General features: G+C 59.1%; 19 protein-coding genes. 5 read left to right on the top strand and 14 right to left on the bottom strand.

What is annotated here, in order from left to right; translation table 11 throughout:
* Positions 1-8: 8 nt before the first annotated feature.
* Entirely contained in the window at positions 9-944 is a 936-nt protein-coding gene (locus ABIB18_RS05120; protein WP_031377543.1) for a quinone oxidoreductase family protein, read from the bottom strand.
* A 72-nt stretch (positions 945-1,016) separates the two neighbouring features.
* On the opposite strand from ABIB18_RS05120, the gene ABIB18_RS05115 reads away from it, so the two are divergent.
* Complete coding sequence (locus ABIB18_RS05115; RefSeq protein WP_046288327.1) at positions 1,017-1,502, top strand: MarR family winged helix-turn-helix transcriptional regulator; 486 nt, start codon at positions 1,017-1,019, stop codon at positions 1,500-1,502.
* A gap of 24 nt (positions 1,503-1,526) precedes the next feature.
* Positions 1,527-2,426, top strand: a complete 900-nt coding sequence (gene psrA, locus ABIB18_RS05110; RefSeq protein WP_031377545.1) for an L-proline-binding transcription factor PsrA — start codon at positions 1,527-1,529, stop codon at positions 2,424-2,426.
* Here the strand turns inward: psrA and ABIB18_RS05105 are convergent.
* The 5 genes from ABIB18_RS05105 to ABIB18_RS05085 form a co-directional block, all read right to left on the bottom strand.
* Entirely contained in the window at positions 2,401-3,222 is an 822-nt protein-coding gene (locus tag ABIB18_RS05105; RefSeq protein ID WP_354473758.1) for a molybdate ABC transporter substrate-binding protein, read from the bottom strand. The two genes, psrA and ABIB18_RS05105, sit on opposite strands and share 26 nt — an antisense overlap.
* 10 nt (positions 3,223-3,232) lie before the next feature.
* Positions 3,233-4,543 carry an MFS transporter gene (locus ABIB18_RS05100; protein ID WP_354473756.1) on the bottom strand — a complete coding sequence of 437 codons (1,311 nt, stop codon included), beginning with the start codon at positions 4,541-4,543 and terminating at the stop codon, positions 3,233-3,235.
* Positions 4,544-4,812: 269 nt separating this feature from the next.
* On the bottom strand, positions 4,813-5,523 hold the full coding sequence (locus ABIB18_RS05095) for an ArsR/SmtB family transcription factor (protein WP_354473754.1): 711 nt from the start codon (positions 5,521-5,523) through the stop codon (positions 4,813-4,815).
* Entirely contained in the window at positions 5,501-5,911 is a 411-nt protein-coding gene (locus ABIB18_RS05090) for an amino acid-binding protein (RefSeq protein WP_089561545.1), read from the bottom strand. Before ABIB18_RS05090 ends, ABIB18_RS05095 begins: the two co-directional genes overlap by 23 nt.
* 1 nt (position 5,912) lies before the next feature.
* Positions 5,913-6,227 (bottom strand): antibiotic biosynthesis monooxygenase family protein, encoded by a 315-nt coding sequence (locus ABIB18_RS05085; protein WP_031378238.1) that lies wholly within the window; start codon positions 6,225-6,227, stop codon positions 5,913-5,915.
* 127 nt (positions 6,228-6,354) lie between these two features.
* Here ABIB18_RS05085 and ABIB18_RS05080 point away from each other — a divergent pair, with 127 nt between their 5' ends.
* Positions 6,355-7,248 (top strand): dihydrodipicolinate synthase family protein, encoded by an 894-nt coding sequence (locus ABIB18_RS05080; protein ID WP_159222985.1) that lies wholly within the window; start codon positions 6,355-6,357, stop codon positions 7,246-7,248.
* A gap of 122 nt (positions 7,249-7,370) precedes the next feature.
* Here ABIB18_RS05080 and ABIB18_RS05075 read toward each other — a convergent pair whose 3' ends face one another.
* The 3 genes from ABIB18_RS05075 to ABIB18_RS05065 all read right to left on the bottom strand — a co-directional run bounded on the left by ABIB18_RS05075 (position 7,371) and on the right by ABIB18_RS05065 (position 9,136).
* A complete protein-coding gene (locus ABIB18_RS05075) occupies positions 7,371-7,868 on the bottom strand; it encodes a P-loop nucleotide/nucleoside kinase family protein (protein WP_031377999.1) in 498 nt (165 codons plus the stop codon).
* A 314-nt stretch (positions 7,869-8,182) separates the two neighbouring features.
* Complete coding sequence (locus ABIB18_RS05070) at positions 8,183-8,416, bottom strand: hypothetical protein (RefSeq protein ID WP_031377998.1); 234 nt, start codon at positions 8,414-8,416, stop codon at positions 8,183-8,185.
* 390 nt (positions 8,417-8,806) lie between these two features.
* The gene (locus ABIB18_RS05065; RefSeq protein WP_031377997.1) at positions 8,807-9,136 is read right to left on the bottom strand and encodes a cupin domain-containing protein; all 330 of its coding nucleotides are present in this window, start codon (positions 9,134-9,136) and stop codon (positions 8,807-8,809) included.
* A 139-nt stretch (positions 9,137-9,275) separates the two neighbouring features.
* Between ABIB18_RS05065 and ABIB18_RS05060 the strand changes: the two genes are divergently transcribed.
* A complete protein-coding gene (locus ABIB18_RS05060) occupies positions 9,276-9,914 on the top strand; it encodes an RpiB/LacA/LacB family sugar-phosphate isomerase (protein ID WP_031377996.1) in 639 nt (212 codons plus the stop codon).
* A 450-nt stretch (positions 9,915-10,364) separates the two neighbouring features.
* A complete protein-coding gene (locus tag ABIB18_RS05055; RefSeq protein WP_354473752.1) occupies positions 10,365-12,305 on the top strand; it encodes a methyl-accepting chemotaxis protein in 1,941 nt (646 codons plus the stop codon).
* A gap of 246 nt (positions 12,306-12,551) precedes the next feature.
* On the opposite strand, the gene ABIB18_RS05050 is transcribed toward ABIB18_RS05055, so the two are convergent.
* The 5 genes from ABIB18_RS05050 to ABIB18_RS05030 are packed head-to-tail and all read right to left on the bottom strand — an operon-like array spanning position 12,552 to position 17,725.
* Positions 12,552-13,316, bottom strand: a complete 765-nt coding sequence (locus ABIB18_RS05050; protein ID WP_354473751.1) for an ABC transporter ATP-binding protein — start codon at positions 13,314-13,316, stop codon at positions 12,552-12,554.
* 9 nt (positions 13,317-13,325) lie between these two features.
* On the bottom strand, positions 13,326-14,192 hold the full coding sequence (locus tag ABIB18_RS05045; protein WP_354473839.1) for an ABC transporter ATP-binding protein: 867 nt from the start codon (positions 14,190-14,192) through the stop codon (positions 13,326-13,328).
* A complete protein-coding gene (locus tag ABIB18_RS05040; RefSeq protein WP_046288324.1) occupies positions 14,164-15,069 on the bottom strand; it encodes an ABC transporter permease in 906 nt (301 codons plus the stop codon). Before ABIB18_RS05040 ends, ABIB18_RS05045 begins: the two co-directional genes overlap by 29 nt.
* Positions 15,066-16,097 carry an ABC transporter permease gene (locus tag ABIB18_RS05035; protein WP_031377993.1) on the bottom strand — a complete coding sequence of 344 codons (1,032 nt, stop codon included), beginning with the start codon at positions 16,095-16,097 and terminating at the stop codon, positions 15,066-15,068. Before ABIB18_RS05035 ends, ABIB18_RS05040 begins: the two co-directional genes overlap by 4 nt.
* Entirely contained in the window at positions 16,094-17,725 is a 1,632-nt protein-coding gene (locus ABIB18_RS05030) for an ABC transporter substrate-binding protein (RefSeq protein ID WP_046288323.1), read from the bottom strand. The genes ABIB18_RS05035 and ABIB18_RS05030 overlap by 4 nt, the downstream gene beginning before the upstream one ends.
* Positions 17,726-17,727 lie beyond the last annotated feature (2 nt).

Raw genomic sequence — 17,727 nt, 5'->3', positions numbered from 1 at the left:
CAGGCACATTACAGGGTAAACACCGTCCGGCAGCGGCTGTCGTCTTCATCCCACGCCTGCGCAACCTCGCTTAACGGACGCGCCCGGAAGGGCACCGAAAAGTGGTGAGGCCCGGCGGCCTGCAGCATTTCGCCGATTGAGGCGATCAGCTCGCTGTCGGCGACGCTGCCAAGGCCGCTGCCCATCAGCGTCAGCCCGGAGGCGCGCAGCAATTTGCTGTGCAGCGGAATCTCCTGACCGCTCAGCGACCCAATCTGCACAAAACGCACCACCTTGTCGCCGCCGCTGACTGCGGCCGTCATGATCGCCAGCGCGCTCTCTCCCCACAGGTAATCCAGCACCACATCAATGCCTTCTGCCATCAGGGCGGGCAGGTCGGTCGCCAGCGCCGCCAGCGTCAGGGTGATATCGGCTCCTTCCTGCTGCAGCTGTTGCAGCGTTTCACTGTTGCGGCCGGTGGCAATGATTTTTCCCGCGCCCAGACTGCGGGCAATGCGGATCGCCAGCCGGCCAGAGGTGCCGGTCGCGCCGTTAATCAGCACCGTTTCACCGGGCCGCAGCGCCGCCCGACGGGTCAGTGCGGTCCAGGATGACATCCCCGGATTGGCGATAGCCGCAGCGACCACCGGATCAAGCGTTGGCGGCAGCGCAATCAGGCACTCGCTTCGCACCAGGGTGCGCTGCGCCATGCTGCCCCAGCCTGGGTCGAACGCCAGAAAATAGACCGCATCGCCGTTATCGAGGTAGCCGGTGCCATCAATACCGGGAATCAACGGATAGCCTGCCGCGCCACTGTAATGGGTGCCAGCCGCGCGTGATTTTGCCAGCTGGCTGATGGCGGCGGCTTTCACCGTCACCCGCTGCTGGCCTGCTGCTGCCTGCGGTTCGGGAAAATCACCGTAGTAGGGTGTTGCGCCTGCCCGATCGATTATTGCTGCTTTCATGGATTGCGGCCTTCTGTCTGCGGTTAAATAGGTGTAGAGTACACACATTATTCCTGCCTCTGGATGGCGTCAATGAAAAAAGTGCAAAATACACATAATTCATCGTTCGATGCGCTGCATAACAGCTTACTCACTATTGTGGCTGCCTTTAACCGGCCACAGCGCGATCTGGCGATGATCAGAGGCGCGGGCATTGAGCTTGATCGCGCCCTGTTCCCGCTGCTGGTGCAGGTTGGCCGGTTCGGACCGATCGGGGTCGGGGAGCTCGCCGATCGGGTCGGGCGTGATTACACCACCGTCAGCCGACAGGTGGCGAAGCTGGAAGAGACTGGCCTGGTGCAGCGACAAAAAAATGCCGCGGATAAGCGGATCAACGAGGCGGCAATTACCCAGGCCGGTAAAGCGATGACCGATAAAATCGATGCGCAACGGGCGCAGATCTACCAGCGGGTGTTCGACCACTGGCCGCAGAGCGACCGTGCCACACTGGAACAGTTGTTGCAGCAATTTGTGAGCGACTTTAGCGCTTTGCAGGGCGATGAGAGGGACGACGCGTGATGCAGGTGACAGGAGGACGCAACCATGCCAGTTAATATCGATCTCAACGATCTCTATGCGTTTCGCGCGCTGGTGGAGTATGGCAATTTTCGTCTCGCGGCGGACTCAATCTGCCTGTCACAGTCGGCGCTGAGCCGCAGAATAGACAAGCTGGAGACGGCGCTGGGGATCCGTTTGTTTGAGCGCACCACCCGCCGGGTCACCCTGACGCTAAAAGGCCACGCCTTTGCCGAACGGTCAGACAAGCTGCTGGTGGATTTTGAAGAGGTGATGGCCGATCTGAGTGAGGTCAGTCTGGCGCGGACCGGGCTGATCACCGTCGCCTGTGTGCCCTCCGCCGCCTATTATTTTATGCCCAACATCATCCGGCTGTTTCAGGCGCGCTATCCACGGGTGCGGGTCAAGTTAATCGACAGCAGCGCCGCCAATGTCTATGACGCGGTGATTGGCGGTCAGGCCGATTTCGGCCTTAGCTTTTCCGGCCGGGCGCAGCCCGATGTCCATTTTCTGCCGCTGATCGACGATCCCTACGTGGCGGCCTGTCGGCATGAACATCCGATCGCGGCAAAACAGAGCCTGAGCTGGCGGGAGTTTTATCAGCAGGAGTGGGTGGGGCTGGACAAGACCTCCGGCAACCGCAATCTGCTCGATCAGGCGCTGGAGCATATCGTGCCGGAGAAAGCCTGCATCTGTGAAACCCGGCATGTCACCACGATGCTCGGCATGGTTGAAGCGGGCCTCGGCATTGCTGCCGTGCCCGCTATGTCGATGCCGACCGCCGGTCACTCCGCGCTGACGGCAGTGCCGCTGACCGACCCGGCGGTGAAACGCACGGTGGGTCTGCTGCGAAAAAACGGCCGCACGCTGTCACACGTCGCCGGTGAGCTGGAAGCGCTGATTATTGAACAGTATCAGGCTGTCTGATTGGCTGTGACGCGCCAGCCGGTTGAGGCTGGCCGATCGGGTGCAGCCCGGTTTGACGTACCACCTGTTGGACCTCGGACGAGGCGAGCCAGCGCAGTAGCCGGCGCGCTTCATCGGGCTGTGCTGACTGCCGTACCACCGCGCCGGCAAAGCGGGTGGTGTATTGCAGGCTGTCAGGTAACTCGCCAACAAAGGTAACGCCGGGCACCGGCAACAGTTCACTGACCTGCTGGAACCCGATCGCATATTTGCCGGCCGCGACTTGTGAGGCGACCGGAATCCGCTCTACTTTAAACGCCTTTGCGTTGACCCGATCCGCGATGCCCAGCCGGGTGAACAACTGGCTGCTGATGTACTGACCGCTGGCACTGTCGGAGTAGGCTATCGAGCGGGCGCTGAGCAGGGTGGCGCGCAGGGCACTTTCGCTGTCGATGGCGACCGGCGTTGCGCCTTGTTTGATCACCGCTCCGATGCGTGAATCGGCCAGTTCAACCCGCGAACCCGGCAGCGTGCGGCCCTGTTGTTCCAGATTGTCCAGCGCATCGCCCACCATAATCAGCAGATCGGCGCGTTCGCCCCGCGCCAGCCGGGCCGGGATCGCCTGCGGCGTTTTGCCCATCGACGGACCGGCCACCGTATTGATGCGGATCCCTTCCCGCGCCGCATAGCGAGGAGATAACTGGTCCCACGCCGCTTTAAAGCCGCCCGAGATCATCACGGTCAGCTCCCGGGCCTGGGCGCTGGCGCTGCCCGCCACGCTGATAAGCAGAGCGACCAACAGAGAATAGCGTTTCATATCAATCTCCTTAGCTCACGGCATTATTGGCGACAGGCAACGGATTGCCGGTCCGGCGGTAGAGGTAGAGCGTCGCCAGCAGGGCGCAGACGGCAGCAAAACTCATCCAGTAACCGGGCGACGCTTTATCGCCGGTCAGTTCAATCAGTCCGGTCGACATCACCGGCGTGAAACTGCCGAACAGCGCGGTGGCCAGGCTGTAGGCCAGCGAGAAGCCCGCAACCCGCACTTCACCCGGCATAATTTCGGTCAGCGCCGGGATCATCGCGCCGTTATACAGGCCGTAAATCAGTGACAGCCACAGCAGGACCCCGAGCATCATCGAAAAGCTGGGGGCCGCCGCCAGCAGGCTCAGCGCCGGGTAGCTGGTGGTCAGCGCCAGCAGCGTCATGGCGATCAGCAGCGGCTTGCGGCCGAAGCGATCCGACAGTGCGCCGCCAATCGGCAGCCAGATGAAATTCGACACCGCCACCAGCAGGGTCACCAGCAGGCTGTCAGAGGCGCTGAGCATCAGCACTTTTTTGCCAAAGGTCGGGGCATAAACGGTGATCAGGTAGAAGGCGGTCGTGGTCATCGCCACCATCAGCATTCCGGCGATCACCACCTGCCAGTTAGCCAGCAAAATTTTAAATACCTGTTTCAGCGCGGGTGGGTTGCGTCGGGCGCTGAATTCCGCCGTCTCTTCCAGTTTGCGGCGCAGCACGAAGATAAACGGCACGATCATGCAGCCGAACAGGAACGGAATCCGCCAGCCCCATTCGCGGATAGCGCTCTCGGCCAGCAGCGCATTCAGGATAAAGCCCATCGCTGCGGCCACCATGATCGCCACCTGCTGGCTACCTGACTGCCAGCTGGTATAAAAACCTTTGCGGCCTGGGGTGGCGATTTCGGCCAGATAAACCGACACGCCGCCCAGTTCGGCTCCCGCCGAAAAGCCCTGCAGCAAGCGTCCGGTCAGCACCAGCAGCGGTGCCCACAGGCCAATGCTCTGATAAGAAGGGATCAGCACAATCATGAAGGTGCCTGCCGCCATGATCGACAGCGTCACAATTAAGCCTTTGCGGCGGCCCACTTTGTCAATGTAAGCGCCGAGCACCACCGCGCCGATCGGGCGCATCAGGAAACCGGCACCGAATACCGCAAAGGTCATCATCAGCGAGGCGAACTCGCTGCTGGCCGGAAAGAAGGTGTGAGCGATGTAGGTGGCATAAAATCCAAACAGGAAAAAATCAAACTGCTCGAGAAAATTGCCTGAGGTCACACGGAATATCGCGCCGATCCGGGCGCGGGTGGAAAGCGTAGTAGGTGAGGGGGTCTGCATCAGTGAGCTCCAGTCGGTGATTGACGCTTTTTGCCGCGCCTGTGACTGAAGAGTGGATCAGCGACCGGCGGTTAATAAGTGCAAAAAGGGCATGGATTGATGCGTGGCCTGCATGACTCGGCGAAGCTTGTGGGTTAAGTCGATTAATATCAGCGCGTTAGCGTAAAGGTGCGGGCGGCGGCGTTGCGGCTAACCCGCGCCACGAGTTTGCGGAAATGTGACAGAATTCATAACTTTGTAACAGCGCCGCTGCGGCGCTGGCCGGCAGGTCAGGAGCGCGTCACGCCAAACGTCTGTTGCAGCCGCTGTAAACCGGCCGCGCTGAACTGCACTTCACGGTAGCCGGGGTTGCGCGTAAGCCAGCCCTGCTGTTCGAAGGCGCTCAGCAGCGCCGCACCGGCATACCCGCCGAGGTGAAAGCGGCGCTCGCTCCAGTCCAGACAGCCGCAGCAGGCTTTGCGCCGTCCCGGCTGAGAGAGATCGATCTGTAACGCCGCAAACTGCTGCTGGCCAGAACGGGTGATGGCGCTGCCGTCCGCCGTTATCCATCCCTGCTGCTGCATTGCAGCATAGATCTGCACTGCAATTTCGCCCGCCAGATGATCGTAACAGGTGCGGGCAGTACGCAGCGCTGCCGGCGTGCGACTGTCCGGGGCAGCAACCCGCCGCCACGACACGCCCATCATGCTTTCAATCAGATCGGCGATGTCACTGCCGGTCAGCCGGTAATAACGGTGGCGGCCCTGCGCCAGGCAGACGATCAGCCCGCTGTTAATTAAACGATTGAGGTGCGCGCTGGCAGTCGAAGGCGCAACGTCGGTGACGGCGCTGAGTTCCGTGGCGGTCCAGGCGCGGCCATCCATCAGCGCTGACAGCATCCTCACGCGCGAGGTGTCGGCCATGGCGGCGGCGACCGCGACAATCGCCGCCTCAAGAGCGACGCTGTCGTCGGGGCGTTCAAGCGGTTGTGATTTTGTCATCTGCCGGGACTGCCCATGCGGTTGTCAGCCTCGCGGCTGAGTGATTGTCGTCGGTGATCAGGATCAGCTGGTTAGCGTGGTCGCTGTATTGCACCAGAATATTAATGCCGGCGCTGGCCAGCCGCGCCGTTATCTCAGCCAGTTCACCGGGGCGCTGCTGGGGTAATTTGCGGATCAGCGGAGCGGTCACCGCCTGTACTGCGATTCCTTCCGCCTCCAGCACGGCCCGCGCCCGCTCGCCCTCCACCACCAGAAAATGCGCGTGGCTCTGCGCGCCAGCCGAGAACAGGCCGCCGCCTTCCAGTCCAATGCCGTGCTGGCCCAGCAGGCCGGTGAGACGGGAAAGGGTGCCAGCACTATTTTGCAGGATCACATGAATATCGAACATCTTAATTTGTCTCCGGTTTCGATGCATACTCTCTGACCAGCGTCGCAATGCGCAGCGAGTAACCGGCGAAAAGGGTCTCACGGCCTTCGCGTTGGGCAGCCTGATGCTGTGGATTGTTTTTCCAGGCCAGCACTGCCGCTTCATCGCGCCACCAGGACAGCGAGAGGATCTTTTTCTCATCGGTCAGGCTTTGAAAGCGCTCAATCGCGATAAAACCGTCGACCTGCGCCAGCAGCGGTTTGAGTTCTGCGGCCAGATGCAGGTAGCGAGCCTGGTGTTCGGGTCGGGCCTGGGCTTCAAACAGTACAGCGATCATCGGTTGTCTCCTTAGGGTGTCAGCAGCACAGTAGCGGGCGGGGCGGCGTGATGCTTCGGCCTGCTACGAAATATGCCTGTACGGCTAATCAACCAGACCATCATTTCACTATCATGGAGCAGGTAATATGTTCACCGGACTGAGTGCGTTTCCCCTTACCCCGTTTACGGCTGACAAGCCGGATGAAGCGGCATTTTTACGGCTGTTGCAGCGGCTGACTGAGGCCGGAGTGGACTCGCTTGGCGTGCTGGGCTCTACCGGCAGTTACGCTTACCTGACCCGCACGCAGCGCAGGCGTATCGCCGAACTGGCGGTCGCCCATGCTGGCGCTGTCCCGGTGATGATCGGTATCGGTGCGGTCAGCAGTGCTGAGGTGCTGCATCTGGCGGAAGATGCCCAGCAGGCGGGCGCATCGGCGCTGCTATTGCCGCCGCTTGGCTATCAGGCGCTGCGGGATGAAGAGGTGTTCACCCTCTACCAGACGGTTGCGCGTCACGCTTCGGTGCCGATCTGCGTCTACGACAATCCGGGCACCACCCATTTTACCTTTTCCGATGCGCTGATCGGCCGCATCGCCGCGCTGCCTGGCATCGCCTCAATAAAAATTCCCGGTGTACCGGCAGAATTGCCGGCGGCTGTTCAGCGCATCGCCCAACTGCGGGCCTTGCTGCCTGAAACTGTCTCAATCGGCGTCAGCGGCGATGCGTTTGCCGCAACCGGCCTGCTGGCGGGCTGTGATGGCTGGTACTCGGTCTGTGGCGGGCTGTTTCCGCGGGTAGCGAAGGCGATCGCTGAGGCGGCGCAGGCGGGCGATGATCGGCGCGTCACGATGCTGGATGCGCAACTGCAACCCTTGTGGGCGCTGTTCCGTCAGCATGGCGGCAGCCTGCGGGTGATGGCGGCGGCGGCCGCCATCCTGGGCCTGACAGCAGCAGACAATCTGCCGCGCCCGCTGTTATCGCTCTCCGGGGCCGATTATCAGCAGATCGCTGAGGTTGTGACCGCGCTGGAGCTGGCGTAGCCGGCGCGGGCAGGCGGGTCATAACCTGCCTGCTGCAACGCCGGTGGCCTGCTGCGGTGGCCATCGGCTCCGCCCGGCATTGACCCCCGTGCCGTGCCGGCGTTTCTCTGCCGTCAACAGCCTCAGCGGTGGTAGACCAGGTTAAAGCCTTCGCTTGCCTGCGGTGGCTCAAAGTAGCGGGTAATTAAATCGAACTGTTGTTCGGTGGCGGCGAAGAGGTGTTCACCCGACTGATTGCGGGCATGCAGGCGGGCTTTACAGCAATCATCCGGCAGGTCGAGATAATGCAGCTGATGCTGTGCCGCCGAGCGTGTGATCAACGACATCATCCAGCCGCGATTCGCCTGGGTATTGGCAGGAAAATCGAGCACCACCGAAACGCCCGCCGTGAGCAGCGCCAGCAGGTGCGGAGTGACGGCATTTTTCAGCAGCGCGGCACAGCGCACATAGTCGGCGACCGAGTGCAGCTGATCCGGATAGAGTGCCGCCAGCCACTGATCTTCACTCAGGATGATGCAGCCCGGTTCGGCGCCCAGCCGGGCAGCAAGGGTGGATTTGCCGGAGGCGATTTTACCGCACAGCAGATGCAGGGTAGCAGGGGTAACGGTGTGATGATGCATAGGCGTCCTTAACGATTTAACACCGGTAAGGCCCGCCTTACCGGCGGGAAAAGAGACAGCTTATCCCACCGCGAAACAGACGGTGTTAATAATCATCTCTGGCTGGCAAGCTGCGTATCGGTTCATCCGGTGAGACTAGCAAAGTGGGCGGGATTATCCAGCAGAATATTGTCGTGCTATCCGCAAATCTGTGGCTGGGCTGGCGGCGAAATAAGCCCGGGTGCAGCACAATGCGGGATGTGCGGGCGCGGTGGTGTCAGTTGTCAGTAAGGTGCCAGCTCACCGGACCACCACCTCGCCGCAGGGTGTCGCCATTATGCCTGTTTCGCCATCAGTAACGTCAGCAGTTCCCGGCAGCACGCCTCTTCTTCAGCACTGTCTGCGGCCGCCAGATGACGCAGCAGCGCCATGCAACTGTGCTCTTTGCCCGCTTCCATCAGCTCCTCAACCAGAAAATTCATTTTTTCCCGCTCGGTGGCGTGAAACGCCGGATTGATCAGGTGGACATTTTCCTTCACGGCCAGGGTGGCGCTCTCTGAGTGATTCATAGAATTATCCTGTGTTGGGTTAAAAAATGACCTGGTAGATGGTTTAAACTTATACACGAAAGTGGATTTTGTACAGTTTTGGCGGGCTTCTTTTTTCGCTGAGTCGGGCGTAAGGGGATGAGTGAACAAATTAAGAATAGTTGAGCCAGGCCCGGTTGGCGCGGGTTGCAGCGCGGTGCCAGCCAGTTAACAGGTAGCCGCTATTGACTAAAAGCCTGCTAATCATTTGGTTAGCGAACTACCGGCAGGTGAAAATTTTTTGAAAAAATAGCCGGCCTGCCAGCCAGCGATAGCCAGAGTGGTGCTGAGGTCGGCTATTTCTGGCTGACGTGCGCGGCGATCGAACGGCCGCCGTGCTGATCGGCAACACGGCGGCGTCAGGATCGGGGGTTAGCGGGCAGGCAAAAAATCTTCGCGCTGCGGGGTGAAGGTATCCAGCAGCATACCGGCTTCAAGGCAGACGCAGCCGTGTACCACATCGGGCGCTTTATAGAGGGTATCGCCAGCGCCGACCTCACGCGTCTCGTCCCCGATGGTGAAGGCGAAACGGCCGCTTAGCACGTAGGTTAACTGTTCATGTGGATGGTGATGTAACGGGCCGATGGCGCCTTTTTCGAAGCTGACTTCGACCGCCATCATCGTGCCGCCGTAAGCCAGAACCCGACGGGTGACACCCTGACCTAAATCCTCCAGTGGACGCTCTTTTTTATAGATAAACATCTCATCTCCGGTGTGTGGTTGGACGCCAGGGTAGTCGTTTTGTGACGCTACTCACAGCGCAAAGGTGAATTAGTCCATGCACTTTAGTGGTTTTTCATTAAAATGAAACGGTGTTTCAATTAAATTCTAAGGGCAGATCATGAAAATCGCGTTAATGATGGAAAACAGCCAGGCGGCTAAAAACGCTATCGTATTGAAAGAACTGGAAGGCGTGGCGCAGCCGCTGGGCCATCAGGTCTTCAACGTCGGAATGAGCGACGAACAGGATCACCATCTGACCTATATTCACCTCGGTATTCAGGCCAGCCTGCTGCTGAACAGCAAGGCGGTTGATTTCGTGGTGGCCGGTTGTGGCACCGGGCAGGGCGCGCTGATGTCGCTCAACATTCATCCTGGCGTCAACTGCGGTTACTGTATCGATCCCGCCGATGCTTACCTGTTCGCCCAGATCAACAACGGTAATGCCCTGGCGCTGCCGTTTGCTAAAGGCTTCGGCTGGGGTGCTGAACTCAACCTGCGCTTTATCTTTGAAAAAGCCTTTACCGGCGAAAAAGGCATGGGCTATCCGCCAGAGCGTAAAGAGCCGCAGGTGCGTAATGCCGGCCTGCTGAATCAGGTTAAAGCCGCCGTGATTAAAGAGAACTATCTCGACACGCTGCGCGCCATCGATCCTGAGCTGGTGCAAACCGCGGTCAGTGGCCCGCGCTTCCAGCAATGTTTGTTTGAGCACGGGCAGAACCAGGAGATCGTCTCCTTTGTACGCCAGCTGACGCAGTAATCACGCAAGCGTGACGCGAGGCCAGGGAAACCTGGCCTTTTTATTGCCCATGCTGCGCAGAATTATTTCCCCGAAATAACAGCCCCGAAAATAACAACCCGCTGCGCGGGCGATGCCAGACTCACGACCCTCTTTACATCGCGTAGGTGAGGAGAATTAATAACCCCGCGCAAATTATCCCCGGCTTAGCGTTAGCCTTGCCTCTGTTGCCTCTGTTGCCTCTGTTGCCTCTGTCTGGCCCTGACTGCGCCCGTTATCCCACCAATGCTTCACTGCCTGTTTCCCCGCTGATCGCGGCTTTTTACCGCAACCGATATAAAAAAATCTCAAAAGAGTGTTAACCGGTTTCGACTAACGGTGATTGCGGCGTTATGGCTGTGATGCCCGCCATCACCGGGCTGAGAGTTTTTAGTGAGCAGTAACTGATTGATAAATGGGAAAAGCTCTCATGTGGCATACCTCTTTAGAGGTATTAAGCGAACGCGGTTCCGACCGATTATATTATTTAATATACTAAACAAAGGGATAACCCATATGTGCTTGTTATATCGGACCTCGCTTAAACAGAAGTTGCTGCTGTTATTATTACCGCTGGTCGTCACGACAATATGGCTGAGTTACAGCAGTGTTTATGGGAAATATCAACTAAAAAAGCAGATGTGGGCGGTTGAACAACAGGTACAGCTAGCACAGGCGGTCGGCGGATTAATTAATGAATTGCAAAAAGAGCGGGGATTAACCTCGGGATTTCTGGTGAGTAAAGGAAAAGAGTTTTCCGCCGACCTGGAGGAGCAAAAAAAGCGCACGGACCTGGCCCGGCAAAAACTTGCGTTACTTGATTATAATGAGCAACAATCGCAGCAGCTGAAAACGGTGCGTGAGGATGTGCTTAATTTCCGCGTCTCCGCTGCCGCCGGCATAAAATTTTACACTGACTCTATCAGCACGCTGCTTGACGTTATTGGTAAAAGCGACAGGCTGGTTCAGAACGGCGGAATTGCCCGCCAGCTTGGCGCTTATTACGCTCTGTTGAATTTAAAAGAGATGATGGGCAGCGAGCGGGCGTTTATGTCCGGCGTCTTTGTGCTGAACCGCTTTCAGCCCGGGCAGTTAGCGGCGCTGAACGCGCTGGTAGCGGGCCAGGCGGTCTGGCAGCACTATTTTCTGATGAAAGCCACCCCGGAACAGGCAGCACTGTTTACCCAGACCTCGCTTTCCCCGAATTTCACTCAGGCGTTATCGCTGCGCAACACCGCGCTGAATCAGGCGGAGAGTGGCGATTGGCAGATTAGCCCAAGAGAGTGGTACGAGGCGCAATCACAGCGTATTGAAGCACTGCACGATATTGAAAAAAGCATTAACAGGGATATTAAATACGCGGCGCGCGACAACTATAAACAGGCCAGTCGTGAGGAGATGGTATTTTTATTTATCTGCCTGACGGCTTTTCTCACGTCGGCGCTGGTGGCATGGCTGGTTATTCGGACCATCAATTCACAACTGCGCTCTGCCATTAATATTATTGAGAATATGGACGGCGATTTGACCCAGCGTCTGGCAGTCCGGGGAACCGATGAAATATCGCTATTAAATAAGTTTTATAATCATTCGATTGAAAATATTCAGTCGATGGTGCTGGAAATTAAAAATAATGCAGCGGTTGTGCGCCAGGTCAGTTCAGAAATAGCCTCAGGAAATGATGAGCTGGCCAAGCGAACCGAAGAGCAGGCGGCTTCTCTGACAGAGACGGCGGCCAGTATCGAGCAGATTTCTACCGCCATAGAGCAAAACTCGGATAACGCCCGACGTGTAGAAACGTTAGCCAGGAATATGGTCGACCATGTTGAGTCGGCCAGTAAGAGTGTGGGCGAGGCTAACCTTTCTATGCAGGAGATTCGGACCTTCAGTGAGCAGATTGCCGGGATTGTGTCGTCCATCAACAACATCTCTTCCCAGACCAACCTGCTGGCGTTAAACGCCGCCGTCGAAGCAGCCCGGGCGGGTGACTTAGGGAAGGGGTTTACCGTGGTTGCCGCCGAAGTCCGCAACTTATCGCGGCTGTGCGCAAATGAAGCCGATATGATTCAGAAACTGATTGCCCAGAATATCAATAAGATTGAAGAGGGTGCGGAAAGGGTACTTTCCTCTGAGCAGATTCTGCGTAGCGTGGTGGGAAATGCGGAGCAGATGAAGCAGTTTATTGATGATATTGCGAATGCTTCAGCTGAACAGTCGTCTGGCATTGCGCAAATTCATCTGGCGCTAAACCAGATGGGCCAGGTGACCGATCAGAATGTGAGTATGGTTGCCGAGGCCGCGACCAGCAGTCATCGGCTGCATGACCAATCCGAAGCGATGAGCAGTCTGGTGGACAAGTTTATCGTTGAATAAGCGGCGGAATAGCGTCTGGCCCGGATAAATGTCCCGGCTTCTGTCCGGGCCAGGCGCGTTAAGTGGTGCAGGCATAATTACTGCCCGCGATCGTCCCGGCAACGCGCCTCAGGTGCAGGGCCTGCCCGCAACATCGTCTACTTAACGCAACGCAACGCGGCGTGTTAATTTTGCCGCGCTAGCGTTTAGGTCGTGATCGGTTGTGCGGTCTGGAAACGCTGCGGCGTATCCGGCGTTAACACCCATTTAGTGCGTCTGCACCCGCGCTGGCGCTGCGTGTCGGCTGGCCTCCACCAGCATCCGGGTATAGGCCACGCTCGCCTGATTGCCCACCAGCGTTGGCACATCCAGCGTCTCCAGCACTTTTCCCTGTTGCATCACCGCAACGCGATGGCATAGATGTGCCACTACGCCCAGGTCGTGCGTCACCATCAGATAGGTCAGGTTGTCCTGCTGCTGCAGATCGCTCAGCAGGTTGAGGATCTCCGCCTGCACCGAAACGTCGAGCGCCGAGGTCGGTTCATCCAGCAGCAGCACCGTCGGCTGCAGTATCAGCGCCCTGGCGATGGCCACCCGTTGACGCTGTCCGCCTGACAGCTGGTGGGGATAGCGGGTCAGCCAGGCACGGTTCAGGCCAACCTTTTCCAGCATGGCAATCACCCGCTGCTGGCGCTGACCGATGCCCTGAATCTGTAGCGGTTCTTCCAGAATGTCGCCGATGGTGTGACGCGGATGCAGCGACCCGTAAGGGTCCTGAAAGACCATCTGCACCCGTCGGCAGCGCGCCCGGTTGATGCGATGCGCCAGCGGCTCGCCATCAATCGACAGCGTACCCTGCCAGTGATTAAACAGGCCGGCCAGGCACTTCAGCACCGTGGTTTTGCCCGAACCTGACTCGCCGACCAGGCCAAAAATTTCGCCCGGGTTGACCCGCAGATTAACGTCGAACAGCACCTGACTACGGGCGTTCTCGTCGCCAAAACTGAGGTTAAGGTTGTTCACTTCAATCATCGTCACTCCTTATTCGGTTAACCAGCTTGCGTGACGTTGTAACACCGGCAGGCGACTGCGACGGTGATCGATGTCGGGCAGCGCGGCCATCAGGCCCTGGGTGTAGGGATGCTGCGCACGATCCAGTTCACTGGCGGCCAGCGACTCCACCACCCGACCGGCATACATCACCAGCACCCGGTCGCAAAAACTGCGCACCAGGTTGATATCGTGGCTGATAAAAATCAGCCCCAGCCCGCGCGCCTTCACCAGCTCATCCAGCAGCGTCAGCACCTGCAGCCGCACCGAAACATCCAGTGCCGAGGTCGGTTCATCGGCTATCACCAGTTCCGGCTCGGTAATCAGCATCATGGCAATCATCACGCGCTGCCCCTGACCACCGGAAATTTCATGCGGATAGAGCTGATAAACCCGCTCAGGATCGCGGATCTGCACCTCCTCCAGCATCGCCAGCACCCGCTGACGGGCGGCGGCATGCTGGCCGCGATGGTGGCTGCGCCACGCCTCGGCGATCTGTTCACCGACCCGCACCACCGGATTAAGCGAATATTTCGGGTCCTGCATGATCATCGATATCCGTTTACCGCGGATTTCACGCATCCGGGCCGGGCTGGCGTGTAACAAATCGACAGTGCCAAACTGCATCCGGCTGGCCTCAATTCGCGCCTTCGACGGCAGTAACTGCAGCAGCGCCCGACCGACGGTAGATTTACCGGAGCCGGATTCACCGACTATCGCCAGCTTCTCCTGACCAAGCTGAAACGAGACGCCGCGTACCGCCGGGGTGCTCTGGCGTCCGTTAACAAAATTTACGTGCAAATCGCGCACGTCGAGCAACGGCGTGGCGTTACTCACTGCGGGGATCGAGCAGGTCACGTAGGCCATCTCCTAAAAAGTTGAATGCCAGACTGTTAATCAGAATCGCCAGACCAGGTACGGTAACCACCCACCAGCACTCCAGCATGTAGGTGCGGCCGCTGGCAATCATCGCGCCCCATTCCGGATCGGGCGGCTGCGCGCCCAGCCCGAGAAAGCCGAGTCCGGCGGCGGTGAGGATAATGCCCGCCATGTTCATGGTGATGCGGATAATCACCGACGGCAGGCAGAGCGGGATGATGTGCTTCCACAGCACCCGCAGCGGCGAGGCGCCCTGTAAACGCACCGCAGAGATAAAATCAGCCTGACGCAGCGACAGGGTTTCTGCCCGCGCCAGACGGGCAATCGGCGGCCAGGCGGTGAGGGTAATGGCGATCACCACATGTTCCAGTCCCGGCCCCAGCGCGGCGACAAACGCCAGCGCCAGTACCAGGCTGGGAAACGAGATAAAAATGTCGGTGACCCGCATCAGCACGCTGTCGACCCAGCCGCCAAAATAGCCGGCGGTGACGCCGAGCAGCAGGCCGAGCGGTCCGACGGTCACCGACACCAGCAGCACGATATACAGAGTGATGCGAGCGCCCCACACCAGACGGCTGAAGATGTCGCGGCCAAACTCATCGGTACCGAACCAGTGGGCGGCACCCGGCGGCGAGAGCGCATTATTCAGATCCTGAATCAGCGGATGATACGGTGCGATCCACGGGGCAAACAGCGCCACAATGCAGAGCAGCAACACAATGCCGCCGCCGATGGCGGTCAGCGGATTACGGGCCATGCGCCAGATAAAGTGACCGCTGCGGGCAGCGAAACGGCGACAGCGCGCCAGTCGCTCACGGGTGGGGCTGGCAGCCGGTGCATCAAAGGAAAGGGTCATACTTTGGTCCTCGGATCGAACACCTGATAGAGCAGGTCGGAGAGCAGGTTAAGCAGCACGAAAATCAGGCCAACCACCAGTACGCAGCCCATCACCGCGTTCATATCGCCCAGCATCAGGCTGCCGGTAAGATAGGAACCAAAGCCCGGCCACGAGAAGACGGTTTCAATCAGCACCGCGCCCTCCAGCAGCGAACCGTAGGCCAGCGCCACCACGGTGAGCAGCTGCACCAGAATATTGCGGAAGGCGTGCTGCCAGATCACCTGCCACTCGGTTAAACCTTTTACCCGGGCGGTGAGGATGAACTCCTGTGACAGCTGCGCCAGCATAAAGCTGCGCGTCATGCGGCTGATGTAGGCCAGCGAATGAAAGCCCAGCAGGGAAGCGGGCAACACCAGGTGATTCAGCGCATTCCAGAACACCTGACTGTTACCGGCCAGCAGCGCGTCGATCAGCATAAAGCCGCTGCGGCGTGGCACGATGCCATCAAGGCTGAAATCCACCCGGCCCGCGCCGCCGACCCAGCCGAGATGGGCATAAAACAGCAGCAGACCCATCATCCCGACCCAGAAAATCGGCGTTGAATAACCGGCCAGGCTGATCATCCGCACCAGATAATCGATCACGCTGTTGCGGCGGGCAGCAGCCAGCACCCCGAGCGGCACGCCGAGACCGGCTCCGATCACAATTGCCAGCGTTGCCAGTTCCACCGTCGCCGGGAAGACGCGCAGGATATCGTTGACCACCGGCTGGCCGGTCAGCAGTGCATGGCCGAGATCGCCGTGCAGCAGCGCATTAAGGTAGAGGCCAAACTGCACCCACAGCGGCTTATCAAAACCGAGCTGGTGGTAAACCTGCTGATAGGTGGCCTGATCGGCATCTGGCCCGACAATCGCCAGCACCGGATCGAGCGGCATAACCCGCCCGATAAAGAAGGTCAGCATCAGCAGACCTGCGAGGGTGATCAGCACCTGCAGACCGCGTTTGCTGATGCGGCGACAGTGGCTGCGGGTAAACGTCAGGGTCATTGGGGTCCTCCTGCCAGGCTATCCGGCGTTTTCCAGACGTCGCGCAGAAAGGTGGTTGCCGAAGGGTGTGGCTGATAATCCTGCACCCGGTTGTTAACCACCACCGAATCAAGCATCTGGGAGATCGGCATCAGCGCCGGTACCAGCTGGTCGTAGCGTTGCTGAATAGCGAAGTAAGCCTGCTGTTGTCTGGCGCTGTCGCGTTCCACCAGCGCGCGATCGATCATGCTGTTGAGCTGCGCATCGTAAAAACCGGTGCGCCAGCCCTGGAAATTAGTCAGACGGGCGCTGTCGGCATTGTTCGGGTTATAGACCAGCGAGCGCAGGCTGGAATGAGGATGGGGCTCCACGCCGCTACCGCCGCGTCCGACCAGCAGGCTGAACTGACGGTCACGCATCGCACCGTAGATCTGGTTACCGGTGCCGGTGATGATACGGGCGCGAATGCCGGCCTGCAGCAGCGTCGACTGAATGGCGATGGCGATATTCAGGAACGGCTGATCGGCCAGCACCCGCAGCGAGGTGTCGAAGCCGTCCGGATAGCCCGCCTCGGCCAGCAGCGCCCGGGCGCGTGGCACGTCCAGCCGGTAACCGGGATCAGGCAGCGTGGCGGGCATCCCCGCCTGAATTGGCCGCTGATGCAGTTCGCCATAGCCGGTCATCAGGCTCTTATTGATCCCCTGATAATCGACCAGATAGCGCACCGCTTCACGTACCCGGCTGTCGTTAAAATGCGGGTCCTTCATGCTCATCGCCAGGTAGTAGATCGTGCCTCGCCGCACTGCATCAATGGTGAGGTCGGGATCGTGGCGCAGCGCGCGCACGTCGGGAATCGACATGTTGCTGGCGATATCGAGGTCGCCTTTCTCCATCATCAGGCGCAGGGTCTGCGACTCCTGCAGATGGCGGAACACCACCCGCGACATTTTCGCTTCACCGCGCCAGTAACCGGCCGAGCGGCTCATGCGCAGCACATCTTTGGCCTGCCAGATATCCAGCCGGAACGGGCCTGAACCGGCTTCGTGGGTGCTGAGCCAGCGGTTGCCCCAGTCACCGTTGACCTCATGCTGCTGCACCGTTTTGCGATCCAGCACCACCATGCTGCCAAGCGCCGCCAGCGAGTAGATCACCAGCTGTGGATCGTTGGGTTTTGGCAGAGTGATCACGACAGTGCGGGCGTCGGGAGCGGTGATCATCCGGTCAACGTTGTCGCGGCTGAAACCGTAGGATTTCCACACCGAGGCCTGCGCCAGGTTGAGGTGCAGCACCCGCCGCATTGACCAGATCACATCCTCGCTGGTCAGCGGATTGCCGGAATGGAAGGTGACATTGTCACGCAGATGAAAGGTCAGGGTGCTGTTATCCGCACTGACTGCCCAGCGTTCAGCCAGCGCCGGACGTACCTCGGTCAGCTTTTTCGGGTTGAGTTCAACCAGTCCGTCATACAGGTTGACCACGATGCCCACTACCTCATTGCCGGTCATGGCGGCCGGATCAAGGGTGAGCAGATTATTCATGTTCATACCGACGATCAGCTGATCGTCAGGGGTTTGTGCCTGCAGCGCGGGGCTGCCCGTCAGCAGCAGCAGCGCGATCAGCCAGCTGCCACACGATTGAAACAGTTTCATAA

Source organism: Pantoea sp. UYEF8 (genome assembly GCF_040546285.1).
Lineage (GTDB): Bacteria > Pseudomonadota > Gammaproteobacteria > Enterobacterales > Enterobacteriaceae > Pantoea > Pantoea brenneri.
The sequence above is the reverse complement of the archived record's forward strand: the minus strand, read 5'-3'. Positions and strand labels throughout refer to the sequence as shown.